This window comes from Psychrobacillus sp. FSL K6-1464 (genome assembly GCF_038003145.1).
Lineage (GTDB): Bacteria > Bacillota > Bacilli > Bacillales_A > Planococcaceae > Psychrobacillus > Psychrobacillus psychrotolerans.
The window spans coordinates 3,218,076-3,231,187 of record NZ_JBBOOP010000001.1 but is presented as its reverse complement, the minus strand read 5'-3'; the positions used below and the strand labels follow the sequence as shown (position 1 = coordinate 3,231,187).

Genomic DNA, 13,112 nt, shown 5'->3' with positions numbered 1-13,112 from the left:
TGACATCATTTAATGATGATGCCAGCAAAACAAATTGAGCTTTTTAAGTTCTCTATTATGGAGAGTTTGATCCTGGCTCAGGACGAACGCTGGCGGCATGCCTAATACATGCAAGTCGAGCGAATGACGAAGAAGCTTGCTTCTTCTGATTTAGCGGCGGACGGGTGAGTAACACGTGGGCAACCTGCCCTGTAGATTGGGATAACTCCGGGAAACCGGGGCTAATACCGAATAATCCATTTCCTCTCATGGGGAGATGTTAAAAGACGGTTTCGGCTGTCACTACAGGATGGGCCCGCGGCGCATTAGCTAGTTGGTGAGGTAACGGCTCACCAAGGCGACGATGCGTAGCCGACCTGAGAGGGTGATCGGCCACACTGGGACTGAGACACGGCCCAGACTCCTACGGGAGGCAGCAGTAGGGAATCTTCCACAATGGACGAAAGTCTGATGGAGCAATGCCGCGTGAGTGAAGAAGGTTTTCGGATCGTAAAACTCTGTTGTGAGGGAAGAACAAGTACGAGAGTAACTGCTCGTACCTTGACGGTACCTCATTAGAAAGCCACGGCTAACTACGTGCCAGCAGCCGCGGTAATACGTAGGTGGCAAGCGTTGTCCGGAATTATTGGGCGTAAAGCGCGCGCAGGCGGTCCTTTAAGTCTGATGTGAAATCCCACGGCTCAACCGTGGAAGGTCATTGGAAACTGGGGGACTTGAGTACAGAAGAGGAAAGCGGAATTCCAAGTGTAGCGGTGAAATGCGTAGAGATTTGGAGGAACACCAGTGGCGAAGGCGGCTTTCTGGTCTGTAACTGACGCTGAGGCGCGAAAGCGTGGGGAGCAAACAGGATTAGATACCCTGGTAGTCCACGCCGTAAACGATGAGTGCTAAGTGTTAGGGGGTTTCCGCCCCTTAGTGCTGCAGCTAACGCATTAAGCACTCCGCCTGGGGAGTACGGTCGCAAGACTGAAACTCAAAGGAATTGACGGGGGCCCGCACAAGCGGTGGAGCATGTGGTTTAATTCGAAGCAACGCGAAGAACCTTACCAGGTCTTGACATCCCGCTGACCGGCCTAGAGATAGGCTTTTCCCTTCGGGGACAGCGGTGACAGGTGGTGCATGGTTGTCGTCAGCTCGTGTCGTGAGATGTTGGGTTAAGTCCCGCAACGAGCGCAACCCTTGATCTTAGTTGCCAGCATTTAGTTGGGCACTCTAAGGTGACTGCCGGTGATAAACCGGAGGAAGGTGGGGATGACGTCAAATCATCATGCCCCTTATGACCTGGGCTACACACGTGCTACAATGGACGGTACAGAGGGTCGCAACCCCGCGAGGGTGAGCAAATCCCATAAAACCGTTCTCAGTTCGGATTGTAGGCTGCAACTCGCCTACATGAAGCCGGAATCGCTAGTAATCGTGGATCAGCATGCCACGGTGAATACGTTCCCGGGCCTTGTACACACCGCCCGTCACACCACGAGAGTTTGTAACACCCGAAGTCGGTGGGGTAACCCTTACGGGAGCCAGCCGCCGAAGGTGGGACAGATGATTGGGGTGAAGTCGTAACAAGGTAGCCGTATCGGAAGGTGCGGCTGGATCACCTCCTTTCTAAGGATAATATCGGAATACGAATCTTTATTCGTATCTTAACGTTTTGCAGTTCAGTTTTGAATGTTCATTTTATATGAAGATTCAACTCTTGTTCTTTGAAAACTGGATAAAACGACATTGAAACAATAAACAACAAGAAATTCTGTTGTGATTATTTACGTAATCACGACGTGTAAGACTTTTTAACTTTTAGGTTAAGTTAATAAGGGCGCACGGTGAATGCCTTGGCACTAGGAGTCGACGAAGGACGGCACTAACACCGATATGCTTCGGGGAGCTGTAAGTGAGCTTTGATCCGGAGATTTCCGAATGGGGAAACCCACTGTTCGTAATGGAGCAGTACATTTGCGTGAATACATAGCGCATCTGAGACACACCCAGGGAACTGAAACATCTAAGTACCTGGAGGAAGAGAAAGAAAATTCGATTCCCTGAGTAGCGGCGAGCGAAACGGGAATAGCCCAAACCAAAAGGCTTGCCTTTTGGGGTTGTAGGACACTCTACATAGAGTTACAAAGGAATGAGTTAGACGAAGCGATCTGGAAAGGTCCGCAGGATAGGGTAAAAGCCCCGTAGTCTAAAATTCATTCTCTCTTGAGTGTATCCTGAGTACGGCGGAACACGTGAAATTCCGTCGGAATCTGGGAGGACCATCTCCCAAGGCTAAATACTACCTAGTGACCGATAGTGAACCAGTACCGTGAGGGAAAGGTGAAAAGCACCCCGGAAGGGGAGTGAAATAGATCCTGAAACCGTGTGCCTACAAGTAGTTAGAGCCCGTTAATGGGTGATAGCGTGCCTTTTGTAGAATGAACCGGCGAGTTACGATCCCATGCAAGGTTAAGTCGAGAAGACGGAGCCGCAGCGAAAGCGAGTCTGAATAGGGCGAATGAGTATGTGGTCGTAGACCCGAAACCAGGTGATCTACCCATGTCCAGGATGAAGGTAAGGTAACACTTACTGGAGGTCCGAACCCACGCACGTTGAAAAGTGCGGGGATGAGGTGTGGGTAGCGGAGAAATTCCAATCGAACCTGGAGATAGCTGGTTCTCTCCGAAATAGCTTTAGGGCTAGCCTCAAACGTTAGAATCTTGGAGGTAGAGCACTGTTTGGACTAGGGGCCCATCCCGGGTTACCGAATTCAGACAAACTCCGAATGCCAATGATTTATGTTTGGGAGTCAGACTGCGAGTGATAAGATCCGTAGTCAAGAGGGAAACAGCCCAGACCACCAGCTAAGGTCCCAAAGTATTTGTTAAGTGGAAAAGGATGTGGCGTTGCTTAGACAACCAGGATGTTGGCTTAGAAGCAGCCATCATTTAAAGAGTGCGTAATAGCTCACTGGTCGAGTGACGCTGCGCCGAAAATGTATCGGGGCTAAACAAATCACCGAAGCTGTGGATTGATACCTTTGGTATCAGTGGTAGGAGAGCGTTCTAAGGGCGTTGAAGTCAGACCGGAAGGACTGGTGGAGCGCTTAGAAGTGAGAATGCCGGTATGAGTAGCGAAAGACGGGTGAGAATCCCGTCCACCGTATGACTAAGGTTTCCTGAGGAAGGCTCGTCCGCTCAGGGTTAGTCGGGACCTAAGCCGAGGCCGATAGGCGTAGGCGATGGATAACAGGTTGATATTCCTGTACCACCAAACCACCGTTTGAGTAATGGGGGGACGCAGAAGGATAGGGTAAGCATGCTGTTGGTTATGCATGTCCAAGCAGTAAGGTGTGAATGTAGGCAAATCCGCATTCTTTAACATTGAGCTGTGATGGCGAGGACGTATGTCTAGAGTTCCTGATTTCACACTGCCAAGAAAAGCCTCTAGCGAGGTGAAAGGTGCCCGTACCGCAAACCGACACAGGTAGTCGAGGAGAGAATCCTAAGGTGAGCGAGAGAACTCTCGTTAAGGAACTCGGCAAAATGACCCCGTAACTTCGGGAGAAGGGGTGCTCTTTTGGGTTCATAGCCTAGAAGAGCCGCAGTGAATAGGCCCAGGCGACTGTTTAGCAAAAACACAGGTCTATGCAAAACCGTAAGGTGAAGTATATGGGCTGACGCCTGCCCGGTGCTGGAAGGTTAAGAGGAGTGCTTAGCGCAAGCGAAGGTGCGAATTGAAGCCCCAGTAAACGGCGGCCGTAACTATAACGGTCCTAAGGTAGCGAAATTCCTTGTCGGGTAAGTTCCGACCCGCACGAAAGGCGTAACGATCTGGGCACTGTCTCAACGAGAGACTCGGTGAAATTATAGTACCTGTGAAGATGCAGGTTACCCGCGACAGGACGGAAAGACCCCGTGGAGCTTTACTATAGCTTGATATTGAATTTTGGTGCAACTTGTACAGGATAGGCAGGAGCCTTAGAGCCCGGAGCGCCAGCTTCGGAGGAGGCGTCGGTGGGATACTGCCCTGGTTGTATTGAAATTCTAACCCATACCCGTAACCCGGGTAGGAGACAGTGTCAGGCGGGTAGTTTGACTGGGGCGGTCGCCTCCTAAAGTGTAACGGAGGCGCCCAAAGGTTCCCTCAGAATGGTTGGAAATCATTCGAAGAGTGTAAAGGCAGAAGGGAGCTTGACTGCGAGACCTACAAGTCGAGCAGGGTCGAAAGACGGGCTTAGTGATCCGGTGGTTCCGCATGGAAGGGCCATCGCTCAACGGATAAAAGCTACCCCGGGGATAACAGGCTTATCTCCCCCAAGAGTCCACATCGACGGGGAGGTTTGGCACCTCGATGTCGGCTCATCGCATCCTGGGGCTGTAGTCGGTCCCAAGGGTTGGGCTGTTCGCCCATTAAAGCGGTACGCGAGCTGGGTTCAGAACGTCGTGAGACAGTTCGGTCCCTATCCGTCGTGGGCGTAGGAAATTTGAGAGGAGCTGTCCTTAGTACGAGAGGACCGGGATGGACACACCGCTGGTGTACCAGTTGTTCTGCCAAGAGCATCGCTGGGTAGCTATGTGTGGACGGGATAAGTGCTGAAAGCATCTAAGCACGAAGCCCCCCTCAAGATGAGATTTCCCATTACGCAAGTAAGTAAGATCCCTCAAAGACGATGAGGTAGATAGGTTCGGGGTGGAAGCGTGGCGACACGTGCAGCTGACGAATACTAATCGATCGAGGACTTAACCAAATTTGTTTAACGTAACAATGTCGTTTATCCAGTTTTGAGTGAACAAGCACTCTATTTATAAGGATTTCAAGATACACGCAATGCGCTGTAAATTGGAAGCCGAAGAGTCTAGTGATGATGGCGAAGAGGTCACACCCGTTCCCATACCGAACACGGAAGTTAAGCTCTTCAGCGCCGATGGTAGTTGGGGGTTTCCCCCTGTGAGAGTAGGACGTCGCTGGGCACCAAAAAGAAGTCGTTACCGAGTTATATCGGTAACGACTTCTTTTTTTGTTTACTGAAAAAATAAGCCGAAGGCAGTTACTATATAAGAAAGTGTACGAGCAAGTTGAGAAACGAAGAGTTCGAGTGCAGCTGCCGGAGAAATCTGGCAGGAACAGAAGTTAAGATCTAGCGCCAATGGTAGTTGGAGGTTTCTACCAGTGAGAATAGGGCGTCACGGGGTTCTAAAAGATTTGTAGCGGAGTCAGACATTAGGGAATTTTTTTGTATAAGAATTTGGAATAAATATGATTAATTTAGGTTAAGACTCTAGTGTTAATTAAATGAAAAAGTAAGGGATTAAATAAACCTAATTTATACCTTAAAGGATCTATTGGTATTTAACTATTGGGGATTAATTTTATTTAATATACGAAAGTAGAAGACTGTTTAGCTCTATAAGAAGGTATGTAAGATGATCTGCAAAAAGGAAATAGAAAAGCTGCGGACGGAGAGTATACCTTTCGTTAACTGGAGATGATATAACAGTTGGAATTGAAAAGGAGGGTAGTTCCCTTAAATAAACCCCTTTTATATAGTAGGAACAGGAGTGAAACATAGCTGTCCTTGTATAAAATATAGAATTCTAAAAGAAAATACGAAAAGACCTTGCCAACTACCATTATAAGTGGTATAGTTATCAAGTTGTCACTTTAACAAGTGACGTTAAACAAACAAAAACAATTTTAAAAAGTTGTTGACAATCACATCAGGAATTGATATGATATATAAGTTGTCGAAACGACATCACAACAACATGAACATTGAAAACTGAACATGCAAAACGTTAAGAAACATAGCTTTCAACTAACTTGTTAGGATGATAGCAAAACAATTTTGGACATCATTTAATGATGATGCCAGCAAAACAAAATGAGCTTTTAAACTAGTTCTAATTTGTTCGCTTTCAATGTGCTCTGCATACTGGAAGTGAACTATTATGGAGAGTTTGATCCTGGCTCAGGACGAACGCTGGCGGCATGCCTAATACATGCAAGTCGAGCGAATGACGAAGAAGCTTGCTTCTTCTGATTTAGCGGCGGACGGGTGAGTAACACGTGGGCAACCTGCCCTGTAGATTGGGATAACTCCGGGAAACCGGGGCTAATACCGAATAATCCATTTCCTCTCATGGGGAGATGTTAAAAGACGGTTTCGGCTGTCACTACAGGATGGGCCCGCGGCGCATTAGCTAGTTGGTGAGGTAACGGCTCACCAAGGCGACGATGCGTAGCCGACCTGAGAGGGTGATCGGCCACACTGGGACTGAGACACGGCCCAGACTCCTACGGGAGGCAGCAGTAGGGAATCTTCCACAATGGACGAAAGTCTGATGGAGCAATGCCGCGTGAGTGAAGAAGGTTTTCGGATCGTAAAACTCTGTTGTGAGGGAAGAACAAGTACGAGAGTAACTGCTCGTACCTTGACGGTACCTCATTAGAAAGCCACGGCTAACTACGTGCCAGCAGCCGCGGTAATACGTAGGTGGCAAGCGTTGTCCGGAATTATTGGGCGTAAAGCGCGCGCAGGCGGTCCTTTAAGTCTGATGTGAAATCCCACGGCTCAACCGTGGAAGGTCATTGGAAACTGGGGGACTTGAGTACAGAAGAGGAAAGCGGAATTCCAAGTGTAGCGGTGAAATGCGTAGAGATTTGGAGGAACACCAGTGGCGAAGGCGGCTTTCTGGTCTGTAACTGACGCTGAGGCGCGAAAGCGTGGGGAGCAAACAGGATTAGATACCCTGGTAGTCCACGCCGTAAACGATGAGTGCTAAGTGTTAGGGGGTTTCCGCCCCTTAGTGCTGCAGCTAACGCATTAAGCACTCCGCCTGGGGAGTACGGTCGCAAGACTGAAACTCAAAGGAATTGACGGGGGCCCGCACAAGCGGTGGAGCATGTGGTTTAATTCGAAGCAACGCGAAGAACCTTACCAGGTCTTGACATCCCGCTGACCGGCCTAGAGATAGGCTTTTCCCTTCGGGGACAGCGGTGACAGGTGGTGCATGGTTGTCGTCAGCTCGTGTCGTGAGATGTTGGGTTAAGTCCCGCAACGAGCGCAACCCTTGATCTTAGTTGCCAGCATTCAGTTGGGCACTCTAAGGTGACTGCCGGTGATAAACCGGAGGAAGGTGGGGATGACGTCAAATCATCATGCCCCTTATGACCTGGGCTACACACGTGCTACAATGGACGGTACAGAGGGTCGCAACCCCGCGAGGGTGAGCAAATCCCATAAAACCGTTCTCAGTTCGGATTGTAGGCTGCAACTCGCCTACATGAAGCCGGAATCGCTAGTAATCGTGGATCAGCATGCCACGGTGAATACGTTCCCGGGCCTTGTACACACCGCCCGTCACACCACGAGAGTTTGTAACACCCGAAGTCGGTGGGGTAACCCTTACGGGAGCCAGCCGCCGAAGGTGGGACAGATGATTGGGGTGAAGTCGTAACAAGGTAGCCGTATCGGAAGGTGCGGCTGGATCACCTCCTTTCTAAGGATAATATCGGAATACGAATCTTTATTCGTATCTTAACGTTTTGCAGTTCAGTTTTGAATGTTCATTTTATATGAAGATTCAACTCTTGTTCTTTGAAAACTGGATAAAACGACATTGAAACAATAAACAACAAGAAATTCTGTTGTGATTATTTACGTAATCACGACGTGTAAGACTTTTTAACTTTTAGGTTAAGTTAATAAGGGCGCACGGTGAATGCCTTGGCACTAGGAGTCGACGAAGGACGGCACTAACACCGATATGCTTCGGGGAGCTGTAAGTGAGCTTTGATCCGGAGATTTCCGAATGGGGAAACCCACTGTTCGTAATGGAGCAGTACATTTGCGTGAATACATAGCGCATCTGAGACACACCCAGGGAACTGAAACATCTAAGTACCTGGAGGAAGAGAAAGAAAATTCGATTCCCTGAGTAGCGGCGAGCGAAACGGGAATAGCCCAAACCAAAAGGCTTGCCTTTTGGGGTTGTAGGACACTCTACATAGAGTTACAAAGGAATGAGTTAGACGAAGCGATCTGGAAAGGTCCGCAGGATAGGGTAAAAGCCCCGTAGTCTAAAATTCATTCTCTCTTGAGTGTATCCTGAGTACGGCGGAACACGTGAAATTCCGTCGGAATCTGGGAGGACCATCTCCCAAGGCTAAATACTACCTAGTGACCGATAGTGAACCAGTACCGTGAGGGAAAGGTGAAAAGCACCCCGGAAGGGGAGTGAAATAGATCCTGAAACCGTGTGCCTACAAGTAGTTAGAGCCCGTTAATGGGTGATAGCGTGCCTTTTGTAGAATGAACCGGCGAGTTACGATCCCATGCAAGGTTAAGTCGAGAAGACGGAGCCGCAGCGAAAGCGAGTCTGAATAGGGCGAATGAGTATGTGGTCGTAGACCCGAAACCAGGTGATCTACCCATGTCCAGGATGAAGGTAAGGTAACACTTACTGGAGGTCCGAACCCACGCACGTTGAAAAGTGCGGGGATGAGGTGTGGGTAGCGGAGAAATTCCAATCGAACCTGGAGATAGCTGGTTCTCTCCGAAATAGCTTTAGGGCTAGCCTCAAACGTTAGAATCTTGGAGGTAGAGCACTGTTTGGACTAGGGGCCCATCCCGGGTTACCGAATTCAGACAAACTCCGAATGCCAATGATTTATGTTTGGGAGTCAGACTGCGAGTGATAAGATCCGTAGTCAAGAGGGAAACAGCCCAGACCACCAGCTAAGGTCCCAAAGTATTTGTTAAGTGGAAAAGGATGTGGCGTTGCTTAGACAACCAGGATGTTGGCTTAGAAGCAGCCATCATTTAAAGAGTGCGTAATAGCTCACTGGTCGAGTGACGCTGCGCCGAAAATGTATCGGGGCTAAACAAATCACCGAAGCTGTGGATTGATACCTTTGGTATCAGTGGTAGGAGAGCGTTCTAAGGGCGTTGAAGTCAGACCGGAAGGACTGGTGGAGCGCTTAGAAGTGAGAATGCCGGTATGAGTAGCGAAAGACGGGTGAGAATCCCGTCCACCGTATGACTAAGGTTTCCTGAGGAAGGCTCGTCCGCTCAGGGTTAGTCGGGACCTAAGCCGAGGCCGATAGGCGTAGGCGATGGATAACAGGTTGATATTCCTGTACCACCAAACCACCGTTTGAGTAATGGGGGGACGCAGAAGGATAGGGTAAGCATGCTGTTGGTTATGCATGTCCAAGCAGTAAGGTGTGAATGTAGGCAAATCCGCATTCTTTAACATTGAGCTGTGATGGCGAGGACGTATGTCTAGAGTTCCTGATTTCACACTGCCAAGAAAAGCCTCTAGCGAGGTGAAAGGTGCCCGTACCGCAAACCGACACAGGTAGTCGAGGAGAGAATCCTAAGGTGAGCGAGAGAACTCTCGTTAAGGAACTCGGCAAAATGACCCCGTAACTTCGGGAGAAGGGGTGCTCTTTTGGGTTCATAGCCTAGAAGAGCCGCAGTGAATAGGCCCAGGCGACTGTTTAGCAAAAACACAGGTCTATGCAAAACCGTAAGGTGAAGTATATGGGCTGACGCCTGCCCGGTGCTGGAAGGTTAAGAGGAGTGCTTAGCGCAAGCGAAGGTGCGAATTGAAGCCCCAGTAAACGGCGGCCGTAACTATAACGGTCCTAAGGTAGCGAAATTCCTTGTCGGGTAAGTTCCGACCCGCACGAAAGGCGTAACGATCTGGGCACTGTCTCAACGAGAGACTCGGTGAAATTATAGTACCTGTGAAGATGCAGGTTACCCGCGACAGGACGGAAAGACCCCGTGGAGCTTTACTATAGCTTGATATTGAATTTTGGTGCAACTTGTACAGGATAGGCAGGAGCCTTAGAGCCCGGAGCGCCAGCTTCGGAGGAGGCGTCGGTGGGATACTGCCCTGGTTGTATTGAAATTCTAACCCATACCCGTAACCCGGGTAGGAGACAGTGTCAGGCGGGTAGTTTGACTGGGGCGGTCGCCTCCTAAAGTGTAACGGAGGCGCCCAAAGGTTCCCTCAGAATGGTTGGAAATCATTCGAAGAGTGTAAAGGCAGAAGGGAGCTTGACTGCGAGACCTACAAGTCGAGCAGGGTCGAAAGACGGGCTTAGTGATCCGGTGGTTCCGCATGGAAGGGCCATCGCTCAACGGATAAAAGCTACCCCGGGGATAACAGGCTTATCTCCCCCAAGAGTCCACATCGACGGGGAGGTTTGGCACCTCGATGTCGGCTCATCGCATCCTGGGGCTGTAGTCGGTCCCAAGGGTTGGGCTGTTCGCCCATTAAAGCGGTACGCGAGCTGGGTTCAGAACGTCGTGAGACAGTTCGGTCCCTATCCGTCGTGGGCGTAGGAAATTTGAGAGGAGCTGTCCTTAGTACGAGAGGACCGGGATGGACACACCGCTGGTGTACCAGTTGTTCTGCCAAGAGCATCGCTGGGTAGCTATGTGTGGACGGGATAAGTGCTGAAAGCATCTAAGCACGAAGCCCCCCTCAAGATGAGATTTCCCATTACGCAAGTAAGTAAGATCCCTCAAAGACGATGAGGTAGATAGGTTCGGGGTGGAAGCGTGGCGACACGTGCAGCTGACGAATACTAATCGATCGAGGACTTAACCAAATTTTGTTTAACGTAACAATGTCGTTTATCCAGTTTTGAGTGAACAAGCACTCTATTTATAAGGATTTCAAGATACAACGCAGTGCGCTGTAAATTGGAAGCCGAAGAGTCTAGTGATGATGGCGAAGAGGTCACACCCGTTCCCATACCGAACACGGAAGTTAAGCTCTTCAGCGCCGATGGTAGTTGGGGGTTTCCCCCTGTGAGAGTAGGACGTCGCTGGGCACCAAAAAGAAGTCGTTACCGAGTTATATCGGTAACGACTTCTTTTTTTGTTTACTGAAAAAATAAGCCGAAGGCAGTTACTATATAAGAAAGTGTACGAGCAAGTTGAGAAACGAAGAGTTCGAGTGCAGCTGCCGAAAAAATCTGTCGGCTATTCGCTTTCGTGCTCTGGAGTGTCCTTCTTCAACTAGAAGGTGTAAAGCCTTTTTCTTATCGAATTAACGAATACAGTTTAGTTGTATAATAAAAAATAACCGAAATGAGGGAGTGCATTTGTTATTTTGGGCCCTCTCTTATTGTTTAACTAATAATGATTTAGCCCATAATATATACATAAACAATTAGGTGGTTATTATGCAATGGAGGATTTATTACAAGATAAACTTCAGACTAATATAGATCGTATTAAAATGAGCTTCAATAATACATCAGATTTAATGATTAGAGAAATGACAGTTGGTCTAAATAAAGAAATATCACAAGAGAAGAAATTAAAACTAGTCTACTTAGATAGTATTATTGATACTACTTTATTACAGGAGTCCGTTATTCTGCCATTGGCAGAGAATTTAAATATAGATAAATCGCAAAGTAAAGAATTAATAAGTTATGTATCTAATACAATCCTTACTACTCCAGGAGTAAAAGTAACCGATTCATACCAAGAATTATTGAGTGCTATTATCCAAGGTAACGCAGTTTTACTTATAGACGGGTTTCATGAAGTTATCATTGTTGAGGTTGCTAATTGGGTAGAAAGATCAGTTGAGGAATCGCTAGGCGAACGTTCACCTAAAGGAATTGCTTTAGGGTTTTCTGAAAAAGCGAAAACTAACATTAACATCTTGAGAGGAATTATTAAAACGGAACAATTTAGCGTGCAAAAAATGACTTTTGGAACCATAGCTAAAACAGATGTTTTTCTACTCTTCATCAATGGTATTGTAGATAAAGGAATATTAAAAGAAGTACGTAATAGAATTGAGAAATTGGATGTTAAATATATTTTAGAAGCAAAGGTTGTTGCTGAAATAATAGAAGGTAAGTCAAAGTCATTTTTTCCTTTAACAGTATCTTCAGAACGTCCTGATTCAGCAGCTTCAGCTCTTTTTGAAGGTCGTGTAATTGTATTAGTAGACGGTACTCCGCAAGTGATTATTGCCCCATCTTTATTCGCTGAATTATTTCAATCTCCAGATGAATATAATGTTAGTTTTGGACGATTTACAATTCGATTGATGCGTTTTTTCTCATTTCTTATAGCTATTTTTTCTACTGGTATCTATATTGCCTTAGATAAACATGGTAAAGATTATGTACCCCCAAAAATCTATGAAGCATTATTTACAAAGGACGAGCTCTTACCAACGATTTGGGAAGTATTAATACTCAACATAATATTAGCATTATTTATAGATGCAACTTTCAGAGTTCCCAAAAGTGCCATTTTTTTAATATCAATTATAGGAGCTATTTTACTCGGAGACGTAGCAGTTTCGGCTACGTTAATACATCCGGTATCTCTTATTGTAGTAGGAATGTCGTGTGTATCTGCGTTGGTACTTGCGAATAAGGGACTTTTAGGATCAATAAGGATATTAAGAATTGGTTTCATTTTGATTGGTTACTTATTAGGTTCCGTTGGAATATTTATAGGGGCAACTGTATTAATTTTTTATATGATTAGTTTGAAATCAATAGGCGTCCCATATCTTTCACCCTTCATTCCTTTTAGATATATGGAACTTAAAGACACTTTGTATAGAGGTGATTTGAAAAAATTAGCAAACAGTAAACATAGCTTTCCAGATGATAATTAACCGTATCTACTTAAGCCGGCTGGCTATTAATGATAGCTGGCTTTTACTATTTAGAGAACGCTATACATATCTCTTCTATATAGTAGGAACAGGAGGGAAAGTAGCTGTTCTTACATTAAATATAGAATTCTAAAAGAAAATTGGAAAAGACCTTGCCAATGACCATTATAAGTGGTATAGTTATCAAGTTGTCACTTTAACAAGTGACGTTAAACAAAAAAACAATTTAAAAAAAGTTGTTGACAATCACATCAGGAATTGATATGATATATAAGTTGTCAAAAAGACATTACAACAACATGAACATTGAAAACTGAACATGCAAAACGTTAAGAAACATAGCTTTCAGCTAACTTGTTAGTATGATAGCAAAACAATTTTGGACATCATTTAATGATGATGCCAGCAAAACAAAATGAGCTTTTAAACTAGTTCTAATTTGTTTGCTTTCAATGTGCT

General features: G+C 46.6%; 1 protein-coding gene and 6 rRNA genes. All 7 read left to right on the top strand.

Translation table 11 applies throughout. From position 1 onward, the window contains the following. The first annotated feature begins 54 nt into the window (after positions 1 to 54). The 7 genes from MKX39_RS16365 (at position 55) to MKX39_RS16335 (ending at position 12,653) form a co-directional block, all read left to right on the top strand. Positions 55 to 1,608 (top strand): 16S ribosomal RNA (locus MKX39_RS16365). 195 nt (positions 1,609 to 1,803) lie between these two features. Then, positions 1,804 to 4,732: ribosomal RNA gene (locus tag MKX39_RS16360) — 23S ribosomal RNA — on the top strand. Positions 4,733 to 4,839: 107 nt separating this feature from the next. Next, a 5S ribosomal RNA gene (rrf, locus tag MKX39_RS16355) occupies positions 4,840 to 4,955 on the top strand. A gap of 975 nt (positions 4,956 to 5,930) precedes the next feature. After that, positions 5,931 to 7,484: ribosomal RNA gene (locus tag MKX39_RS16350) — 16S ribosomal RNA — on the top strand. Between the two features lie 195 nt (positions 7,485 to 7,679). After that, positions 7,680 to 10,608, top strand: a 23S ribosomal RNA gene (locus MKX39_RS16345). A gap of 109 nt (positions 10,609 to 10,717) precedes the next feature. After that, positions 10,718 to 10,833 (top strand): 5S ribosomal RNA (gene rrf / locus MKX39_RS16340). The 16S, 23S and 5S rRNA genes sit together here, the layout of an rRNA operon. Positions 10,834 to 11,192: 359 nt before the next feature. Beyond that, positions 11,193 to 12,653, top strand: a complete 1,461-nt coding sequence (locus MKX39_RS16335; RefSeq protein ID WP_340770531.1) for a spore germination protein — start codon at positions 11,193 to 11,195, stop codon at positions 12,651 to 12,653. The last annotated feature ends 459 nt before the right edge of the window (positions 12,654 to 13,112 follow it).

Excerpts from the sequence above, each read along its gene's own strand:
- MKX39_RS16335 (WP_340770531.1), top strand. The coding sequence starts at position 11,193 with ATGGAGGATTTATTACAAGATAAACTTCAGACTAATATAGATCGTATT.